Below are 18247 nucleotides of genomic sequence, written 5' to 3'. Positions count from 1 at the left end.
CGGATGCCGACATGGTCGAGCATCGCCGGGGCGCGGCGAAAGCATTGTGCCTGGTAATGTGTTCACTCATCGAATCCGGGTCACCTTCGCCGCCGCCGCCGTCTGTCCGCCGCCCGTCACTTCATCCGGCTTGTGCTTCAGACTGCCCAGCTGCAGCGCATACTGGCGTGCAAATTCCGCCCCCAAAAAGAAAATCTGCGCCGAGTAATATACCCACAGCAGCAGGGCGATCATCGACCCGGCCGCGCCGAAACTGTTGGCCACGCCGCTGTTACCGATATACAGGCCGATGACGAATTTCCCCAGGGTGAACAAGGCCGCCGTCCCCAGCGCGCCGATGGTCACGTCGCGCCATGACAGCTTGATGCGCGGAAGCATTTTGTAGATCACGCCGAACAAGGTCGCAATCACCAGGAAGCTGATCGTCCATGAAACCCACGACAGCAGCACCGCCGCATCCTTCCACAAGCCGTTCATGTATTTGTCCAGCACGGCCAGCGCGGCGCTCACCACCAGGGACACCATCAGCAGGAAGCCCAGCACCAGGATCAGCCCGAAGGACAGCAGGCGCGTGCGCACGATATCCCACCAGGTGGCGTCGGTCGAGGCCGGCACCGCCCAGATGTCGTCCAGGCTATCCTTGAGCTCGGAAAACACGGTGGTCGCGCCGAACAGCAGCAGGCCGGTGGCGATGATGGTCGCCCATATGCCGCTTTCCTTGTTGCGCGCACCGGCAAGGATGAGCTGGATCGCTTCCGCTCCCTGCTTGCCGACCAGTCCAGAAAGCTCGTTGAGCAACTGGCCCTGGGCCGCTTCGGCCCCGTAGAAAAAGCCGGCGATGGCAATGACCAGCACCAGGATCGGCGCCATCGAAAACAGGGTGTAGAACGCCAGCGCCGCGCCCTTGCTGGCGGCGCGGTGGGCAAACCATTCGGTGACCGCGCAGCGCATCACGCGCGCCAGTTGTTTCGAGTACGGCACCCATTCTTTGATTTCGATCATATGTCTTCCTTCAATTCGCGCGGGGGCACGCGCCCCCGCAAAACAGGCCGCAGCCCCGGTTTATTGCACGCGGCGCTCGATGGTGATTTGTTCGACTTCGACCCTGCGGTTCGGTTCCAGGCACTTGATCAGGTCGGCGCGCTTCTTGTCGGTACAGCTGACCACCGGGTTGGCTTCGCCCTTGCCGTAGGCTTTCAGGCGCGCGCCATCCACGCCCTTGGCGACCAGGTAGTCGCGCACCGCATTGGCGCGCCGCTCGGACAGCTTGAGGTTGTATTTTACCGAACCGAGCCGGTCGGCATAACCGCTGATGTCGACATCGGTGATGCCCGGATCGGCCAGCAAGGCGGCGGCGATCTCGTCCAGGCGCGGCTGCTCGCCGTTGAGCGTGGCGCTGTTGAAGGCGAACAGCCCGGTGGCGCTCAAGGTGATTTTCTCGAAACGGGCCGGTGGCGGCGGCGGCGGTGGCGGGGGCGGCGGACTTGGCTCAGGCGGCGTGACGGCCGGCGGCGGCGCTGGCGGGGGCGGCGGCGCCGCCGGCTTGTCGAAGGCGTAGTTCAAGCCGATCGTCAGGTATTTGTTGTTGCTCGCGCTGGTCCCGAAGCCTTCGTCGTGCCGCAAGCGGCCGCGCACGGTGCGCAGGTCGGCCTGCATGGCCCACTGGTCGGTCAGGCCCAGCTGGAAACCGATGCCGGCGGTGGCGTAGGGCGAGGTCTTGCTGACGCGGCGCAGCGGATTGTCGACCCGGTCGCGCTCGGCACCGACGCCGAGCAGCAGGAAAGGCCGGAAATTCTGGCGCGACAGCATCAGCAGCGCGTCGGCGCCCAGCAGGGTCTGACGATAGTTGGCGCTGCCTTCTTTGGCGCGCGCGTGGGTGGCGCCGATCTGCACGTCCCACATCTCGGAGACGGGTTTGCCCAACTTGAGGCCGCCACCGTAATCGCGCTTGCTCACGCCGAAATCCTGGTCGGGCTTGACTCCGTTGACGCTGGGCTGGATGGTCCACGAGGGGTTGAAGTCTTGCGCAAAGGCCAGTCCCGCGCTGCACAATAGTGCGGCGGCGAAGGCCGTCTTTTTCATTTTGTTCACAGAGAACTCCTATTTGATGGGTCGGTAGAAAGGTCACCACGGATGCGAGGCAGTGTGACGTTCGACTTGAGATTAAGCGGGGGAGTTCAATGCAACCGTTCGACAGCGTACGATGATGTTGTACTGGTCTTTTTAATACAACAATTTGTGCGAATGCCAAGAAAAATCGCGCCGGACCGGGCGCAAACCCAGTCCGGCGCGATCATGTCGCGCGAAAAATAGCCGGAGCTATTAGTGCTTTTCCGGTACCACGATCACGGTGTCGCCGCCGGTCTTGCCGGTGTCGCCCTTGGCGCCATCCATGCCAGGCGCGCCCGGGGTGCCAGCGCTACCTTCGGCGCCGGTGCTGCCCGTGTTGCCGGTATTGCCGGTGCTACCAGTGCTGCCGGTGTTGCCGGTGCTGCCAGCAGCGCCGGTGGCGCCGGTGGCGCCAGTTGCGCCGGCAGGGCCAGGGACGGCAACCGGAACTTCAACGGTTGGGGTGACAACGGTTGCAGGTGGGTTGACGGTGGTTTTTTCGCATGCGGTCAGGCCGGCGATTGCCAGCAGTGCAGCCAGAAGGGTCGTTTTCATGGTGGTTTCCTTTTATAAGTGTCTGGTGCCGGCGGCAGGCAGACTGAACGTCAATGAAGTCCTTGCACACACAATGTTGTGCGAACGTTGCCAGAATACGGTGTTGTATTGATGGAATCTGTACGCCAACGCACACAGCAGGGTTCGTCATCACAATTGCAACGATGAAAAGATGACCATAGGAAGTAAATTGTGCGAAATGTTCGATGGCGCACAGACCATCGATGTCCGCGCAGGCAATCTTGCACTCAGATGTGCGGAACCGAATTATTGTCAGGCTGTCAAACGACATGTACCGGGTCCGGACGACATGACTAACTCTTCTCTTGGAGTACTCAACATGCATGCAACGACACAGCACCACAATGCGGCCCAAGGCGACATGACCACATTGCACACTTCCGCCAACTCTTCCCTGATTGAGCGGGTCGCGCCCCAGCCAGCCGAGCGTGCCCCAATTTCGATGGCCCCGATCGAGCGCGTGCGTTCGACCTCGGCCACCCAGCGCCGCATCGAAAATATGCAAAAACTGATCGGCGAATTGTCGACCCACGAAATGCTGGCCGATGAAATCGCGTGGTTCCTCAAGTTTTCGCCCTCCGGCGCGCGTAAATACATCCGCGACCTGCGCGAAGCGGGTGTGATCGAACTGGCGCGCTACATCGAAGGCACAGCCACCTACCTGGGCAAGGCCGTGTACCAGATCTCGCCCGATCCGGAACGGGTCAAGGCTTTCCTGGCCGCGATCGTGCAGCCGAAACGCGAAGGCGCCGCACCGCGCAAGGAACGTCCGGGCTTGCGCGAGCAAAGCATGGCGGGCACGGGCCGTCACTTCCACATCCTGGCCGACGACACCCACTACGCCATTCGCGTCAATCGCAGTCCGGTGGCGCGCGACCCGCTCGTCGCCGCCCTGTTCGGCGCGGCACCGTCGGCCAAGGAACAGGCTTGACCCTGCGCTGAGCGGCTCGCGCCGCGCCTGCTTGCACCGCGCCAGTTGCACTGCGCCAGTTGCACTGCGCCAGTTGCACTGCGCCAGTTGCACTGCGCCAGCATCCACCGCCCGGTTGGCTTGCAGGGCAGGGTTCGTTCACCTCTCGTATCGTCCAGACGGGGCAGGCGCAGTCCGGCCCCCTCGTTTCGCGTGCTTACCTTCGCGCTCTCCCTTCGCGGCAGTGCGGGTATCGGCACGTCTGCTGCTTTTCTGTCATCCCCACCAATTGAAAACCCCTGAACCAGCCCCACTTGTGGCGGTGCGGGGATGCTTCGCTATCCCGATCACTCACCAAAAGGAACGCCCATGTTACCGACGCCAGAATCGCTGGAAGGCAAGCCCGTACCGACTGTGACGTTCAAGGCCAGGCCCAACGACCAGTGGAAAGATATCACCACCGACGAGCTGTTCAAGGGCAAGACGGTCGTCGTGTTCTCCCTGCCGGGCGCCTACACGCCCACCTGTTCCTCCACCCATTTGCCGCGCTATAACGAACTGGCGCAGGTGTTCAGGCAGAACGGGGTCGACGACATCCTGTGCGTGTCAGTCAACGATGCCTTCGTGATGAACGAATGGAAAGCCGGCCAGGATGCGGAGAACATCACCGTCATCCCGGACGGCAATGGCGACTTCACTCAGGGCATGGGCATGCTGGTCGATAAGCGCAGCCTCGGTTTCGGCATGCGTTCGTGGCGCTATTCGATGCTGGTCAAGGATGGCATCATCGAGAAAGTCTTCATCGAGCCGGACAAGGAAGGCGACCCGTTCGAAGTGTCCGACGCCGACACCATGCTGCGTTACCTTCATCCGGACGTGCGGATTCCGGAACCGGTGGTGGTGTTCGCCAAGCCCGGCTGCCCGCACTGCGCCCGCGCCAAGGCTACGCTCAAGGCGCACGGCATGCAGTTCACCGAGATCGTGCAGGACCGGAAGATCAACGCCAGCGTGCTGCGCGCGGTCTCGGGCCAGTCGACCTGGCCGCAAGTGTTCATCGGCGGCAAGCTGATCGGCAACGCCGACGCGGTCGACGCCTACTTCGGCGCCGCCACGGCGGCCTGAGCCGCGGCCGCGCCGCCCGCCCGCGCAGCAAGGCCGCCGCGCGGGGCGCGGCCCTCGTTTCGTACCCGAACCCACAAGGAACAAGATGGAAGCGCTGCTCTGGACCACCGCCATCGTGGTGGCAATTGCGCTCGGCATGAGCTATCCCGGCTGGCGCCTCAAGCGCGCGCTGGCCCAGCCTTTTCCGCCGGCGTGGTTGACCATCCTCGAACAGAATATCCCGATTTACAGTCGCATGCAGCCCGAGCTGCAGGCGCAGCTGCAGCGGCTGGTGCAGCAATTCCTGTTCCAGAAAAAATTCGTCGGCTGCGAAGGCCTGGAAGTGGATGACGAGATCCGCGTGACCATCGCCGGCCAGGCTTGCCTGCTGCTGCTCAACCGCTTTACCCGGGTGTACCGCAAGCTGCACACCATCCTGGTCTACCCGAGCGCCTTCATGGTGCCGCGCAACCACGCCGACGAAGCCGGCATCGTGAACCCGGTGCGCCAGGAATTGCTGGGCGAATCGTGGGGCGATGGCAGGGTGGTGTTGTCGTGGGACCACGTCCAGCGCGGCGCGGGCGACTGGACCGATGGCCAGAACGTGGTCCTCCACGAATTCGCGCACCAGCTCGACAGCGAATCGGGCAGCAACAATGGCGCGCCCTTCCTCGGCCATCCCGGCAGTTACCGCGACTGGTCAGCGGTGCTCTCGCGCGACTTCAACAACCTGCGCCATGAAGCGATGTTTCAACGCCAAAGCGTACTCGACCACTATGGCGCGGTCAGTCCCGCCGAGTTCTTCGCCGTCGCCACGGAAACGTTTTTCGAGAAGCCCTGGCAGATGGCCGAGCGCCATGCCGAGCTGTTCGACCAATTCCAGCAATATTACCGGGTCGATCCGCGCGCCTGGCTGGCGCCACCAGCCCCGCAACCGGACTTCGGGCACGAAGCGGGGCCGCCGCCCTCGTACGGCACCGTGTACGGACAATGGCAATGAGAGTGGCGCTGGCCTGAATACTCGGTCATAATTGCCTGAAGCACTTTCCCACGGGATCGATCATGGCGATGCAGTTCGAGGAATTTGAATCCTTCGGGTCCGACACGCCGCCTGCCGCGCGCGCGCCGGGCGCGGACGCCGCCTCGCCGCTGGTGCGGCTGCAATACCTGATCGACAACACGCCGGCCATCATTTACTGCACCGTGCCCAGCGGCGACTTCAAGATGACGTTCGTGAGCAATAACGCGTACAACGTGCTGGGCTACCGGCCGGAAGAGATGGTGGCCGATCCGAATTTCTGGTTCGACCATATCCACCCGGACGATGCGCCGGCCATCTTTTCCAGCCTGGCGCTGGTGTTCGTCGAAGGCCAGCGCGCCTACGAGTACCGCTTCCGCGCGGCCGACGGCGCCTACCTGTGGATGCACGATACCCTGCGCCTGATCCGCGACGAGCAGGGCGCGCCGCTCGAAGTGATCGGCTCGCTCACCGACATCACGATCCGCAAGACCATGGAAGAGGCGCTCTACAGCAAGGGCCAGGAACAGCAATTGCTGATCGGGCGTTTGCAGGAAGCGCAAAACCAGTTGCTGCAGTCGGAAAAGATGGCATCGATCGGCCAACTGGCCGCCGGCATCGCGCACGAAATCAACAATCCGGTCGGCTTCGTCAATTCCAACATGGGATCCTTGCAAAAATATGTGGAGACCCTGTTCGGCGTGGTGCGCGAGTACGATGCCGCGATCGCCGCGCACAGTCCACCGCCGGCGCTGACCGCGGCCATCGCCCAGATCGGCAAGCGCGCCGACCTGGCTTTTCTCCAGGATGACGTGACCGACCTCGTGCGCGAGTCGATGGATGGGCTCAAGCGGGTCAAGGATATCGTGCAGGCGCTCAAGGATTTCTCGCATGTGGGCGAGAATGAATGGCAGGTGGCCGACCTCCATCACGGACTCGACAGCACACTGAATATCGTCTCCAACGAGATCAAGTACAAGGCCACGGTGGACAAGCAGTACGGGCAGCTCCCGCAGGTGACTTGCCTGGCCTCCCAGCTCAATCAGGTGTTCATGAACCTGCTGGTCAATGCGGGGCACGCGATCAAGGAAAAGGGCGTGATCACGATCCGCACCGGCGCCGAAGACGGCTGGGTGTGGGTGGCGGTGAGCGACACCGGTTGCGGGATCGCGCAGGAACATCTGAACCGGATTTTCGAGCCGTTTTTCACCACCAAGCCGGTCGGCAGCGGCACCGGGCTGGGTTTGTCGCTCTCGTACGGGATCGTGAACAAGCACGGGGGACGGATCGATGTGGCCTCGGTGCCGGGGGAGGGCACGACGTTTACGGTGCGCCTGCCGGTGGTGCCGCCGGCGGCCGCGCCGACGGGCGCGGGCTAGGGGCGCTCTTGCCGGCGCCGCCCACGCACGGGCCTACATGATGATCTCGCCGTTCGGCCCCCACTTCACCTTCAGCAAGCCCGGCTCTTCCTCTTCCATCTTGCGCAGCGCCAGTTCCTCGCGGCTCAGGCTTCCCTCGTGCACGCGCTGGCGGTCGGCCAGCTGGTGCTCCTTGCGCAGCGAATCGTGGTAGTCGAGCGCCAGGCGCACGTTTTCGCGCAAATCCCCCACCTGCCACGGCTTGGGAATGAAACGGAACACTTGCGCATCGTTGATCGCGCTGGTGACCGTTTCGAACTCGGTCGAGGCCGATAAAATCATGCGCACCGTGTCGGGCGCCACTTCCTTGATCGCGTGCAGGAATTCCACGCCCGTCATCTGCGGCATCCGGAAGTCCGAAATCACCAGGTCGAAGGTGACTTCGGCGCAGCGGGTCAGCGCGTCGAACGGATCGGTAAACGTTTCAATATGCAAGTCCTCGATGTCCAGGTGCTGGCGCATGGCCCGCACCAGGGCGTTCAGGACGTTGATTTCATCATCGACCAACAGAATTCGCCGCATGTCACTCTCCCTTCGGTGGTGCCGGCCACACCCAGATATTCAGGCGGACCTCGTTCTTGGATTCAAAATCCTGGACTGTCTGGATCAGGCGCTCGTCGAGCACGTGGTCGGCCGAGAGCAGCATGACGCCGTCCGGCGTGACCAGATCGCGCGAAAGCGTCATGCCCGGGGTCAGGTACTTGGCCACCATGGCCTGGTCGCGCAGCTTTTCCACCGGCTCGCCATCCATCAGCGCGCGGAACGCCGCCACCACCTTGGGGTCGTAGCGCTTGCCCACGGCGTCGTAGATGATTTGCTTGGCGTCGGGCGCCAGCACGCGCCGCTGCACCAGCGCGCCGATCTGCAAGTTGTCGTAGTCCGACGCCAGCGCCAGGATGCGCGCGCCGAGCGGAATCAGGGGACCGGCTATGCCGTCCGGAAAACCGCCGCCATCGTAGCGCTCCATGTGGGCGCGCAGCAAGGCCGCCACCCCACGCAAGTCGTCCAGCGGCATCAAGAGTTGTTCGGCGCGCAGAGGATGCTTGCGGAATACGCCCAGCATGTCGCCAGCGAGCAGGTTCACCGGCATCGCCAGCAAGTCGTCCGGAAAACCGATCTTGCCGATGTCGTGCAGCAGGGCGGCAATGAAGACTTCCTGGGTCGCGTTCGCATCGAGCCCGACCTTGACGGCGATGCGCCGCGCCAGATCGGCGACCCGGCGCGAATGTCCCGCAAGATTGCCGCCCCGCATCTCGATCATGCTGGACAGGATCTTGATGGTGGTGATGAAGTTGCCCTTGAGCTTTTTGTTGGTCTCGAGGATGGTATCGCGCGAACTGCGCAGCTCTTCGGTGCGGATCTCGACCTTCGCTTCCAGGCTTTGGTTGAGCGATTTGAGTTCGTCGTTCTGGCGCAGGGTCAGCGCTTCCAGGCGCGCCTTTTCCTGCTCCAGCGCGTGGCGTTCGAGCCCATGGCGCACCACCAGCAGGATATCGTTGTCGTCCCAGGGCTTGGTGATGTAGCGGTAGATCTCGCCGCGGTTGATGGCCGCCAGGATCGAGGAGACGTCCGAGTAGCCGGTCAGCAGCAGGCGCACGGTGTCGGGCCAGCGCTGGCGCACATGTTCGAGGAATTTGGCGCCATCCATTTCCGGCATGCGCATGTCGGAAATGACCAGGTCGACCTTTTCCTGTTCCAGGATGGCCAGGCCGGCCGCGCCGCTCTCGGCCACCAGCACCCGGTAGCCTTCCGGGCGGAACAGGCGGCGCAGGGCCGACAGGATGTTCGGTTCGTCGTCAACGCACAGCACGGTGGCCGGAGGTGGGGCAAGATCGTCGGTCAGGCTGTCTGTCATGGGCTGGGCTCCTCGCTTGCTGCAGTGGTCTGGCGCACCGGCAAGACAATGCGGAAGGTGGTGCCGCGCCCCACCTCGCTGTCGACGTCGATGCTGCCACGGTGTTTTTGAATGATGCCGTAGGCCAGGGACAAGCCCAGGCCGGTGCCCTTGCCCACCGGCTTGGTGGTGAAGAAGGGATCGAAGATGCGCGACAGGTTTTCGCGCGCGATCCCGCCGCCGTTGTCGGCCACCTCGATCCACACCTGTTCGGCCTCGGCCCCGGCTTCCAGGCCGCCGCTGGTGCCGGTGCTGACCGTGATGGTGCCGCGCCGCTCGCTCATCGCGTGGGCGGCGTTGACCACCAGGTTCATGATCACCTGGTTGACCTGCGAGGGCAGGCATTCGATGTCGGGAATGGCGCCGTACTGCTTGACCACGTCGGCCTTGTACTTGACTTCGTTGGAAACGATATTCAGGGTCGAATCGATGCCGCCGTGCAGGTTCGCCCACACCCAGTCCTGGGTCGTGTCGACCCGCGAGAAATCCTTGAGGTCTTGCACGATGTGGCGCACGCGCACGATGCCTTCCTTCGATTCGCTCATCAGGACCGGGATATCCTCGCGCAAAAAATCGAGGTCGAGGGTCTTGCGCATCGCCGCCAGCCGCGCCGCCGTCGCCGGGCTCGCTTCGGCTTCCGCCGCCTGGTACACATGCAGCATGTCGAACAGCTGGTCGAGGTAGCTTTGCAGGGTGCCGAAATTGGAAAAGATGTAGCCGATCGGATTGTTGATCTCGTGCGCCACGCCGGCCGCCAGTTGCCCGATCGAGGCCAGTTTTTCCGATTGCACCAGTTGTTCCTGGGCCATCGACAGCTTGGCGTTCAATTCGGTCAGGGCCAGGTGCTTGGCGCGCAGTTCGGCGTCGGCGATCTGGCGCTGGCGCAAGTCGTCTTCCAGCCGCTCGTTCGCTTCGGCCAGCTGGGCGGTGCGTTTCTCGATCAGGTGTTCGAGGTTGTCGTGGGCCCGGCGCAGGGCGTTTTCGGCCACCCGCCGCTCGGTCACGTCGCGCATGGTTTCGATGGCGCCGACCACCGCGCCGGAAGCGTCGCGCAGGGGCGCGGCGGTGAAGTGCAGCCAGTGGCCGCCGACGCCCAGGTTTTCGAAAAAGCCTTCGGTTTCGTAGGCGCCGGGAATCAGGGCAGACTGGCGGTGCGCGGCCAGGCCCTCGTTGTCGCCCGAGACGATCATGTCCGACAGCATCTGCCGCTCGTGCGCGTAAAACGCCACGCCATGGTTGCGCGTGCCGATCATCGCCTCGGTGCTCCAGCCGAGCAAATGCTCGCACGCCTTGTTCCAGTGCGTGATGGTGTGCTGGCGGTCGATCACGAAGGTGGCCACCGGATGGCCGTCGAGCAGTTCGGACAGGGCAATGCCGCTAGCGCCGTCATCGGCGCCGGGCGGGCTGGTCTGGAGCGGGTGGTCGCGCTTGAACATATTGGCCTCCATGGCGGTGTCGCGCTAGCTGACGAGAATCTTGCACATGTCGACAAAGGTCGACTCGGCATCGCGGAACAGTTTGGCGCAGTCGGCCTCGCTCAGCGCCAGGCTCATCCACAGAGCTTGCGACAGCGGCGGCACCAGGTCGTCTTCCTCGCCGGACAGGTCGAGTGCGTGCGCAAGGACGTTGGCGGCGTTGATCAGCAGCGGCAGGGTCGGGGTGCCGCTGGTGTCGAGGTGGTGGTGGTCGGCCACCGCTTCCTGCATGGCGGCCGGGAATTTCCAGTAAGCGGCCAGGGCGGCGCCGGCCATCGCATGGTCGATCCCGATCACGGCGCGCTCGGCTTCCATGATGTAGCAATCGTGTTCCTTGCGGTAAGCCAGCATGGCCGCGTACTCGGCCGGAAAGCGGGTGGCCAGCACCAGGGTGCCGATATCGTGCAGCAGGCCGGCCGTAAACGCCGTGTCGGGATTGATTTTCAGGTGCACCGCCAGCAGTTTGGCGCACACGGCTGTGGCCACCGAGTGGCGCCAGAAGGCCTGGAAATTGACCCCGCCGCTGGCGCTGGCGGGAAAGCTGCCGGTTACCGCGCACGCCGTCACCAGGGTGCGGATGCTGTGAAAACCGAGCACCGAAATGGCTTGGTGGATGGTGGTCACTTTCGACGACATGCCGTAGAACGAGGAGTTCGCCAGGCGCAGGGTCTTGGCCGTGAGCGACTGGTCGAGCGCAATCTTGCCGCCCAGGACGTGCACATCGATATCTTCCTGGTCCATGGTCGAGAGCAGTTCGACCACCACCGTCGACAGCGAAGGCAGGTCGCGGATGCGTTTGACGATATCGTCGAGCGAGGTTGCCATCAGCAGCTCCCGCGGTAAGCGACCAGGCGTTCGTACAGCACGGTGCTGGCGCTGGCCGGCGCGCCGGGGAGGCAGCGCCGGAACAGGTGTGCCAGGCGCGCGCAGCGGCGCTCGCGTTCGGCGCGCACGGCCGCTTCGTCGACCGGGGGCGCGGCGGCGACCACCTGCACCTGTTCGATGCCGCGCCGTCGCAAGGAGGCCAGCGAGGAGGCGCTCAGGGTGGCGCCGGCCGGCAGCAGCACGCCGCCGCCGCCGTCGCGCAAGTCTTCGGCCAGCACCATGCCTTCGCTGGCGTCGTCGATATCGATGGTGTCAGAGGCGCTCGTCATTCGTTTTCCTCGCAAATGCTAATCATGACCAGGCTGCCGCGCGACTGCGAATTCGCGCCCATGGGGTGCGCCACCACCTGGTAGCGGCGTCCGTCGATATCGACCTGGTGGCTGCCGCTCGGGGCCAGGCCGTCGGGAAACAGTTCGGGCAGGACGATCTCTGCCTCATTGCCGAGTATGGCACCATTCTGGCGGAACATGCGCTCGGCAGCAGCGTTGACGAAGGCCACCATGCCGTCGTCGTCGAGCCCGATCACCGCCAGCGGCACGAACTGCAGCAGTTCGCGCGCCACGTTCAGGCTGATTTCGTCGCGCGTGATCTGTTGCTGTTTCTGGCGCAGCAAGTCTTCCATGCGCCGGTTGGCCGCCGCCAGTTCGTGGTTGGCGGTGCGCAGTTCCAGGTTCAGGCGTTCATTGTCGTCGGCGATTTCCTTGAGCCGGAACGCTTCGGCGATGTGGGTGCGCAGCTGCTCGTCGTCCCAGGGCTTGGTGAGGAACTTGAAGATGGCGCCCTCGTTGACGGCGTCGGTCACCGATTGCAGTTCGGTGTAGCCGGACAGCATGATGCGGATCGTGTCCGGATACAAGCCCTTGGCCGCGCGCAGGAAGTCGGCGCCGATCATGCCCGGCATGCGCTGGTCCGACACGATCACGTCGACCGCGTTGGCGGCCAGCACGGCCAACCCTTCCTGGCCGCTGTTGGCCGACAGGATCTGGTAACCGTCGCGCCGCAGCAGGCGCTTCAGGGCCGAGACGATGTTTTGCTCGTCGTCCACCAGCAGCAGGGTGCGCGGCTGTTGCTGGATGCGCAGCAAGTGGGACGGGAGGGCATGGCGGGCGGTCAGCATGGCGGTCACCTCGTCGCGGTCGCACGGCTTGGCCAGGAAATAGCCCTGGATCTGGTCGCACATATTACGCCGCAAAAAATCGCACTGGGCTTCTGTTTCCACCCCCTCGGCCGCGACTTCGATGCCGAGGTGGTGGGCCATCGAGATGATGGTCTTGACCAGGGCGGCATCGTCGGTGCCGGTGACGATATTGCCGGTCAGGCCGCAATCGATCTTGACCAGGTCGAGCGGGAAGCGCTTGAGATGGTTGAGCGAGGAATAGCCGGTGCCGAAATCGTCCAGGGTCAGGCCGATCCCCAGCGCCTTGAGCTGGGCCAGGGTGGTGTCGCTGGCGTTCGGGTCCTGCATCAGGGCCGCCTCGGTGATTTCCAAGGACAGCTGGGAGGGCGCGATGCCCGACTGCGCCAGCACGTCGGCCACCACCTGGGGCAGGGCGGGGTCGAGGAATTGCTTGGGCGAGATATTGATCGCCACCCGCACCGGCGCCAGGCCGGCCGCGCGCCAGGCCAGCATGTCCTCGACGGCACGGCGCAGGCTCCAGTAACCGAGCGCGGTGGTCAGGCCGGCCGCCTCGGCCAGCGGGATGAAGCGCCCGGCGGGAATCAGGCCCATCACCGGGTGCTGCCAGCGCACCAGCGCCTCCAGCGCGCAGATGGCGCCCTGCTGCAGGTCGGCCACCGGCTGGTATTGCAGCTGCAACTGGCCTTCGATCAGGGCGATGCGCAGCGCCGCTTCCATCTGGGCCCGCTCGGCGGTGCGCTGGTTCATCTCGGGCGCGAAAAACTGCAACTGGTTGCCACCCAGGCTGCGCGCGTGCGACAGCGCCATGTCGGCGTAGCGCAGCAGGGTCACGCCATCGTCCGCGTCGTGCGGATAGCGCGCGACGCCGATGCTGCAGCCGGCGTGCAGGCTCTGGCCGATCACGGGGAAGGGCGCGCCGATCACGCGCACGATGTGCTCGCACACGGCCTGCACCTGGGCGGTACTGTCGACTTCGCCGAGCACAAGCACGAATTCGTTGCCGCCATGGCGGGACAAGGTGTCCTGGGGGCGCATGCAGGCCTGGATGCGCATGGCCACGCTGATGAGCAACTGGTCGCCGGCCACGTAGCCGAGGCTTTCGTTGACCAGGTTGAAGCCGTCCAGTGCCAGGCACAGCACCGCCAGCCCGTCCGCGCGCTGCTGGGCGCGCGCCATGGCCATTTGCAGGCGTTCGTTGAACAGGCTACGGTTGGCCAGGCCGGTGAGCACGTCGTGGGTGGAGAGATGGGCGAGCAGGGCTTGCTGTTCGTGCAGTTCGTTGACATTGTCGGCGATGCACACCAGCTGGCGCGCGGCCTGGCCTTCGCCCGTGCCCGGTACCGCGCTGATGGTCCACTGGCACCACGGGGCGCTGCCGCCGGCGCCGCCCACGCGCAGCAGCAGCGAGGCGTTGGCCTCGCCCCCGGCCACCGCCGCCAGCGCCGCGCTGAACGTGGCGTCGCCGAGCAGGATCGCGCTGCTGCCGATCAATTGTTCCGGCGTGCGGCCGCTGAGCTCGCAAAAGGCGGGGTTGACGTCGAGGATGGGGAAGGTGCTGGTGCCGGCATCGACCAGCAGCACGCCATTGCTACAGGCGGACAGGACCGCGGCGGCGGCGGGACTCGATCGTAGGGGATGCGCGGTGTCCAATTCCATCAACCTCTTTCAATAAAGAATGCGAGCGTGCTGGGCCTTGCCGGGCAGACCACTGCATCGGTCTTACCGTCGATTTATATTATACGGAGAAATATTTACGACACGGGAGGGAAAGATTTCTTTTTGTTGCAGCGCGGCCTTAGGTGCGTTTGCGTACAGAGGAAACGGGGCTGGCGGCGCATGCTGGCCCCATCATTCATGCAGGAGGAGTTCCATGTCTACCATCGTTGCAGGTCATTTTCAACTTCAGGACGAGATCGATCACGCGCGCCGCGAGCTGGTGCGCGCCGGGTTTCCCGACGACCGCATTTGCGCGTTTTTCCTGAATCAGCCGGGCCAGCATGACCAGACCGCGATCGGCGGCGACCGTCTCCAATCGCCGGGCGCCAAGGAAACCCCGCAAGGCGTACTGGAAGGCGCGGCCGCCGGCGGCGCGGTCGGCGTGGCGGTGGGCGCGGCGACCGCCTTCGTCACCGGTCCGGCCGGCCCGATCGTGGGCGGCCTGGTGGGCGCGCACGTCGGTTCGCTGTTCAGCCTCTCGAAAATGAAGGAGGCCGGCGAGAAGGAAGAGGGCAGCAATGCCAACCGCTACGAACCGCGCAAGTCCGGCATGCTGATCGCCGTGGCCGCCGACCAGCCGGACCAGGAAGCGCGCGCCATCGAGGTGCTGCGCGGGCTCGGTTCGCACCATATCGAGCGCGCCCAAGGCACCATCGAAGGCGGCGACTGGACCGATTTCGATCCGCTCAGCCTGCCGGTGCTGGTGCAGTAAGCGCTGCCGGACTCCCGCCATCTGCGGCGGCGCGCGTGCGTTTCATGGCGCTTGCAACAGGGTTCAGATAGCGCTTCCCAAGCCCGGGTTTTTGGGTATTATGCTCTTTACATAGTGCATCCACGTACCAGTTCAGTCAGCGCATCCGCGCCGGCGGCTGCGTGCCGACGGGAGGACGCGACCATGACTCAAGCCTGGCTCACCCTGACGGGCATGGACGGCCGCGACATCGTCGCGCCCACCGAGGCGCAGCTGACGGCGGCGCTGGCCGAGCTGTATGCACCGCCGCGCACGGCCAAGGGCAAGGGCAAAGGCAAGGCCGGAGCCGAAGCCGGGTCCGCGGGGGCCGGCGAAGCGGCCAGCGCGGCCCTGCGCTTCGGTTACGACGACGGCTTGATGTATGTGATCGAAGTGAGCCGCGGCGGCGCCATCCGCTTCGAGGAATGGTCCGACCGCGACTGCGAACTGGCGCTGGCGCCGCCGCGCCGCATGAGCGCCGACCTGTCCCTGGCACAGCAGCTATGGTCGCTCATGGCGCGGCGCCAGGTCTCGCGCATCCGCGAGCTCGACTGGCACTGACGTGCTTCAGTGCGCCATCAGCACCGGTATGCTCATCGACTCGAACAAGGTGCGCGTGACCCCGCCCAGCATGGTTTCGCGCACGCGCGAGTGACCATAGGCGCCCATCACCAGGAGGTCGGCATTTTTTTGGGCGGCCAGCGCCAGCAGGGCCTCGCCCACCGGCTGGCGCTTGTGCGCCAGCGCATGCACCGCGACACTGGCTTGTATGCCATGCCGGGCCAGCCAGGGACGGGGATCGGCGGCGCGCGCGTCGGCCACCGTCTGGCTGGCCGGGCCGGTATCGAACACCGCCAGCTCGACCGAATCGGCCTGGCGCAGCAGCGGCAAGGCCAGTTGCAGCGCGCACGCGGCTTCGCGGCTGGCATCCCACGACACCAGCACGCGCTGCCCGACACTGGCGGGCTGGCCCGCGAATGGCACCATCAGCACCGGTTTGCCGGCGTGCAGCACCACATACGCCGGCAGGTCGGCCAGCAGGCGCGGGCCGCCGTGCTCCGGGTCGGACTGGCTGAGCACGATCACGTCGGCCACCCGGCCATGCAGGCACAGGCCGCCGCCGGCGTCATCGTCGATCACGCGCGCCTCGTGCGAGGCCAGGGCGGCCGCTTCGCAACGCTGGGTGAAGGAAGCCAGCGCCGCTTGGGCCTGCTCGCGCAGGAAACCCAGGTGCAGCGCCAGGGTGGGGTCGTTCTGGCCGGGCGGCAGGCTGGGAAGCAGGGTGCGCGCGACCCCGGTCGGGGCCACCCCGCTGAGGTGGCCGCCGCAACTGCTGGCCAGCGCGATGGCCACGCCGATGCGCGCGGATGCGGACGGACTGTCGTCAACATGGACGAGGATGGTCTGGTACGCCATGACTGCTCCGGTCTCGGTGGAGGGATATGCATCATCTTAAACCATCTTTCCCCAAGCTTTGATATTGCTCAATGTTGCGCACGGTAAGGACCCTAGACTTGGCTTCGGACTTCACCACGATGACAGGAAAGCATGATGGAAATCAAAAAAGTAGCACTTGTAACCGGGGGCATGGGAGGTTTGGGGACGGCAATCTGCCAGCGCTTGCACCGCGCCGGCTTCAAGGTGGCGGCGACCTATTCGCCGCATAACAGTTCGCCCGAGGGCTGGCTGGCGGCGCAGCGCGATGAAGGCTACCGCTTCACGGCGTACAAGGTCGATGTGGGCGACTTTGCCGACAGCGAATGGATGGTGCAAAAACTGTTGTCCGAACAGGGGCGCCTGGACGTGCTGGTCAATAACGCCGGCATCACGCGCGACCGCAGCCTGGCCAAGATGCAGCATGACGACTGGGTCGAGGTCATGCGCACCAATCTCGACAGCGTGTTCAACCTGTCCAAGCAGGCGATCGAGCCGATGATCGCCCAGGGCTGGGGCCGCATCATCAATATTTCCTCGGTCAATGGGCAAAAGGGCGCCTTCGGCCAGACCAATTATGCCGCGGCCAAGGCCGCCATGCACGGCTTTACCAAGGCGCTGGCGCTGGAAATGGCGCGCTATGGCGTGACCGTCAATACCGTTTCCCCGGGCTATCTGCGCACCAGAATGGTCACGGCGGTGCCGGAAGAGGTGATGACGGGCCGTATCCTGCCGCAAATTCCCGTGGGAAGGCTGGGCGAACCGGAGGAAGTGGCGGGCCTGGTCGCTTATCTGTCGTCGGACGAGGCCGCCTTCGTGACGGGCGCCAACATCGCCATCAATGGCGGCCAGCACATGAGCTGAACCCTCCAGCGCGCCGGGCGCGGCTCAGCGCTTTTCGGCGCGGGTCTGGCAGGCAATGCACAGGCGCGCTTCCGGGCGCGCCTGCAGGCGCGAAAAACCGATCGGATTGCCGCATTCCTCGCACGCTCCATAACTGCCCTCGTCGATGCGCGCCAGCGCCTGGCGCAAGGTGCGCAGCTGCGCCACGTGGTGGCCGGCCGCTTCCAGCGCCAGGTCGTTGAGCAGGCGCACGGTGGCCTTGTCGGCGGGCGAGGTTTCGACCTCCTGCACCGCCAGGTCGCGCGGGCCGGACAGTACCTCGGCCCCGTTGTGGCGCGCCAGGTCGGCCAGCCGCTGTTCGAGGGCGGCTTTGAGGAGCGCGAGCTGCCCTGGTTCCAGTCCGTTCATGTTGACGCTCGGGAAAGTGAATGTTGCCACGGCCGCGACACTCCGCGTGGAGGCGCGCGCGCTGGTAGCGAGTGTAGCGCGTTCGGGCGGCGTTGAATACCCGCGCACGAACGGCGCCCGCGATCCGGGCTTACCGGGCCTTGATCGTCCTGATATGGTCGCGCACATCCTTGAGCGCGAGCGAGACCGTGCCCGGCACGCCGCTGGCCGCCGCGCCGGCCAGGCCCACCAGCGCCGCCACCAGTCCGCTGACGTTGGCGATGGCATTGATCTTGCGGATCTTCTCGGCCGCGTCGGCGGTCAGCGCGAGCACGTGCTCCTGCGGCTGGCCCAGGCCCTTGACCGTGGCGCGGGCGGCGTCCAGGTATAGCGCGTGCACGTGCTGGCGCAGCACCAGTTCCTCGTCGAGCAGGGCGAAGGCATGGTCGCGTTCCTCCTGGCTCAGCTGGGCGTCGGGCGGGGTGCGGATGGCGAGCAGCGCGCGCTCATGCATGGCGCCGGCGCAGGCCGACAATTGCGCAGCCAGCGCCATGATGTCTTGCACACTGGCCAGTCCGTCTTGATCTGTTTTCATGGCTTACCTCGGGTCGGT

At 65.0% G+C, this 18247-nt stretch carries 19 protein-coding genes; 7 read left to right on the top strand and 12 right to left on the bottom strand.

What is annotated here, in order from left to right; genetic code table 11:
• Positions 1-66: 66 nt before the first annotated feature.
• The 3 genes from IV454_RS29535 to IV454_RS29525 form a co-directional block, all read right to left on the bottom strand.
• On the bottom strand, positions 67-1002 hold the full coding sequence (locus IV454_RS29535; RefSeq protein WP_206089200.1) for a YihY/virulence factor BrkB family protein: 936 nt from the start codon (positions 1000-1002) through the stop codon (positions 67-69).
• A gap of 60 nt (positions 1003-1062) precedes the next feature.
• Entirely contained in the window at positions 1063-2082 is a 1020-nt protein-coding gene (locus tag IV454_RS29530; RefSeq protein WP_307730237.1) for an OmpA family protein, read from the bottom strand.
• Between the two features lie 240 nt (positions 2083-2322).
• Entirely contained in the window at positions 2323-2664 is a 342-nt protein-coding gene (locus IV454_RS29525; protein ID WP_206089198.1) for a collagen-like protein, read from the bottom strand.
• A 340-nt stretch (positions 2665-3004) separates the two neighbouring features.
• Between IV454_RS29525 and IV454_RS29520 the strand changes: the two genes are divergently transcribed.
• The 4 genes from IV454_RS29520 to IV454_RS29505 all read left to right on the top strand — a co-directional run bounded on the left by IV454_RS29520 (position 3005) and on the right by IV454_RS29505 (position 7093).
• A complete protein-coding gene (locus IV454_RS29520) occupies positions 3005-3616 on the top strand; it encodes a helix-turn-helix domain-containing protein (RefSeq protein WP_054263413.1) in 612 nt (203 codons plus the stop codon).
• A 348-nt stretch (positions 3617-3964) separates the two neighbouring features.
• Positions 3965-4717 carry a glutathione peroxidase gene (locus IV454_RS29515; RefSeq protein WP_206089197.1) on the top strand — a complete coding sequence of 251 codons (753 nt, stop codon included), beginning with the start codon at positions 3965-3967 and terminating at the stop codon, positions 4715-4717.
• An 85-nt stretch (positions 4718-4802) separates the two neighbouring features.
• Positions 4803-5696, top strand: a complete 894-nt coding sequence (locus tag IV454_RS29510) for a M90 family metallopeptidase (RefSeq protein WP_206089196.1) — start codon at positions 4803-4805, stop codon at positions 5694-5696.
• Between the two features lie 68 nt (positions 5697-5764).
• Positions 5765-7093: an ATP-binding protein gene (locus tag IV454_RS29505; protein ID WP_206092901.1), complete on the top strand. Its 1329-nt coding sequence runs from the start codon at positions 5765-5767 to the stop codon at positions 7091-7093.
• A gap of 33 nt (positions 7094-7126) precedes the next feature.
• Here IV454_RS29505 and IV454_RS29500 read toward each other — a convergent pair whose 3' ends face one another.
• The 6 genes from IV454_RS29500 to IV454_RS29475 are packed head-to-tail and all read right to left on the bottom strand — an operon-like array spanning position 7127 to position 14180.
• Positions 7127-7654, bottom strand: a complete 528-nt coding sequence (locus IV454_RS29500) for a response regulator (RefSeq protein ID WP_054263411.1) — start codon at positions 7652-7654, stop codon at positions 7127-7129.
• A 1-nt stretch (position 7655) separates the two neighbouring features.
• Positions 7656-8987 carry a response regulator c-di-GMP phosphodiesterase, NosR family gene (nosR, locus tag IV454_RS29495; RefSeq protein WP_054263410.1) on the bottom strand — a complete coding sequence of 444 codons (1332 nt, stop codon included), beginning with the start codon at positions 8985-8987 and terminating at the stop codon, positions 7656-7658.
• Positions 8984-10462 carry a PAS domain-containing sensor histidine kinase gene (locus tag IV454_RS29490; protein WP_206089195.1) on the bottom strand — a complete coding sequence of 493 codons (1479 nt, stop codon included), beginning with the start codon at positions 10460-10462 and terminating at the stop codon, positions 8984-8986. Before IV454_RS29490 ends, nosR begins: the two co-directional genes overlap by 4 nt.
• 24 nt (positions 10463-10486) lie before the next feature.
• Complete coding sequence (locus tag IV454_RS29485) at positions 10487-11326, bottom strand: HDOD domain-containing protein (RefSeq protein ID WP_206089194.1); 840 nt, start codon at positions 11324-11326, stop codon at positions 10487-10489.
• Positions 11326-11655, bottom strand: coding sequence for a hypothetical protein (locus tag IV454_RS29480; RefSeq protein WP_206089193.1), 330 nt, complete (start codon positions 11653-11655; stop codon positions 11326-11328). The genes IV454_RS29485 and IV454_RS29480 overlap by 1 nt, the downstream gene beginning before the upstream one ends.
• Entirely contained in the window at positions 11652-14180 is a 2529-nt protein-coding gene (locus IV454_RS29475) for an EAL domain-containing protein (protein WP_206089192.1), read from the bottom strand. Before IV454_RS29475 ends, IV454_RS29480 begins: the two co-directional genes overlap by 4 nt.
• Before the next feature lie 214 nt (positions 14181-14394).
• Between IV454_RS29475 and IV454_RS29470 the strand changes: the two genes are divergently transcribed.
• A complete protein-coding gene (locus tag IV454_RS29470; protein ID WP_206089191.1) occupies positions 14395-14952 on the top strand; it encodes a hypothetical protein in 558 nt (185 codons plus the stop codon).
• 183 nt (positions 14953-15135) lie between these two features.
• Positions 15136-15531: a hypothetical protein gene (locus IV454_RS29465; RefSeq protein ID WP_206089190.1), complete on the top strand. Its 396-nt coding sequence runs from the start codon at positions 15136-15138 to the stop codon at positions 15529-15531.
• Positions 15532-15537: 6 nt separating this feature from the next.
• On the opposite strand, the gene IV454_RS29460 is transcribed toward IV454_RS29465, so the two are convergent.
• The gene (locus IV454_RS29460) at positions 15538-16386 is read right to left on the bottom strand and encodes a universal stress protein (protein WP_206089189.1); all 849 of its coding nucleotides are present in this window, start codon (positions 16384-16386) and stop codon (positions 15538-15540) included.
• A 135-nt stretch (positions 16387-16521) separates the two neighbouring features.
• On the opposite strand from IV454_RS29460, the gene phbB reads away from it, so the two are divergent.
• Positions 16522-17268 carry an acetoacetyl-CoA reductase gene (phbB, locus tag IV454_RS29455; protein WP_206089188.1) on the top strand — a complete coding sequence of 249 codons (747 nt, stop codon included), beginning with the start codon at positions 16522-16524 and terminating at the stop codon, positions 17266-17268.
• Between the two features lie 24 nt (positions 17269-17292).
• Here phbB and IV454_RS29450 read toward each other — a convergent pair whose 3' ends face one another.
• On the bottom strand, positions 17293-17685 hold the full coding sequence (locus IV454_RS29450) for a TraR/DksA family transcriptional regulator (RefSeq protein WP_229521912.1): 393 nt from the start codon (positions 17683-17685) through the stop codon (positions 17293-17295).
• Between the two features lie 100 nt (positions 17686-17785).
• The gene (locus tag IV454_RS29445; RefSeq protein WP_206089187.1) at positions 17786-18229 is read right to left on the bottom strand and encodes a hypothetical protein; all 444 of its coding nucleotides are present in this window, start codon (positions 18227-18229) and stop codon (positions 17786-17788) included.
• Positions 18230-18247 lie beyond the last annotated feature (18 nt).

The sequence above is a fragment of the Massilia antarctica genome (assembly GCF_015689335.1).
In the GTDB taxonomy this organism is placed as follows: domain Bacteria; phylum Pseudomonadota; class Gammaproteobacteria; order Burkholderiales; family Burkholderiaceae_D; genus Telluria_A; species Telluria_A antarctica.
Note: the sequence above shows the minus strand (reverse complement) of the source record. Positions and strands in the feature narration are given on the sequence as shown.

Bases quoted from the DNA above. Each gene is read 5' to 3' on its own strand.
- phbB (WP_206089188.1), top strand. From the start codon at position 16,522: ATGGAAATCAAAAAAGTAGCACTTGTAACCGGGGGCATGGGAGGTTTG.
- IV454_RS29515 (WP_206089197.1), top strand. From the start codon at position 3,965: ATGTTACCGACGCCAGAATCGCTGGAAGGCAAGCCCGTACCGACTGTG.
- IV454_RS29510 (WP_206089196.1), top strand. From the start codon at position 4,803: ATGGAAGCGCTGCTCTGGACCACCGCCATCGTGGTGGCAATTGCGCTC.
- IV454_RS29445 (WP_206089187.1), bottom strand. From the start codon at position 18,229: ATGAAAACAGATCAAGACGGACTGGCCAGTGTGCAAGACATCATGGCG.
- IV454_RS29505 (WP_206092901.1), top strand. From the start codon at position 5,765: ATGCAGTTCGAGGAATTTGAATCCTTCGGGTCCGACACGCCGCCTGCC.
- IV454_RS29460 (WP_206089189.1), bottom strand. From the start codon at position 16,386: ATGGCGTACCAGACCATCCTCGTCCATGTTGACGACAGTCCGTCCGCA.
- nosR (WP_054263410.1), bottom strand. From the start codon at position 8,987: ATGACAGACAGCCTGACCGACGATCTTGCCCCACCTCCGGCCACCGTG.
- IV454_RS29465 (WP_206089190.1), top strand. From the start codon at position 15,136: ATGACTCAAGCCTGGCTCACCCTGACGGGCATGGACGGCCGCGACATC.
- IV454_RS29470 (WP_206089191.1), top strand. From the start codon at position 14,395: ATGTCTACCATCGTTGCAGGTCATTTTCAACTTCAGGACGAGATCGAT.
- IV454_RS29500 (WP_054263411.1), bottom strand. From the start codon at position 7,654: ATGCGGCGAATTCTGTTGGTCGATGATGAAATCAACGTCCTGAACGCC.
- IV454_RS29490 (WP_206089195.1), bottom strand. From the start codon at position 10,462: ATGTTCAAGCGCGACCACCCGCTCCAGACCAGCCCGCCCGGCGCCGAT.
- IV454_RS29535 (WP_206089200.1), bottom strand. From the start codon at position 1,002: ATGATCGAAATCAAAGAATGGGTGCCGTACTCGAAACAACTGGCGCGC.
- IV454_RS29520 (WP_054263413.1), top strand. From the start codon at position 3,005: ATGCATGCAACGACACAGCACCACAATGCGGCCCAAGGCGACATGACC.
- IV454_RS29525 (WP_206089198.1), bottom strand. From the start codon at position 2,664: ATGAAAACGACCCTTCTGGCTGCACTGCTGGCAATCGCCGGCCTGACC.
- IV454_RS29475 (WP_206089192.1), bottom strand. From the start codon at position 14,180: ATGGAATTGGACACCGCGCATCCCCTACGATCGAGTCCCGCCGCCGCC.
- IV454_RS29485 (WP_206089194.1), bottom strand. From the start codon at position 11,326: ATGGCAACCTCGCTCGACGATATCGTCAAACGCATCCGCGACCTGCCT.
- IV454_RS29480 (WP_206089193.1), bottom strand. From the start codon at position 11,655: ATGACGAGCGCCTCTGACACCATCGATATCGACGACGCCAGCGAAGGC.
- IV454_RS29530 (WP_307730237.1), bottom strand. From the start codon at position 2,082: ATGAAAAAGACGGCCTTCGCCGCCGCACTATTGTGCAGCGCGGGACTG.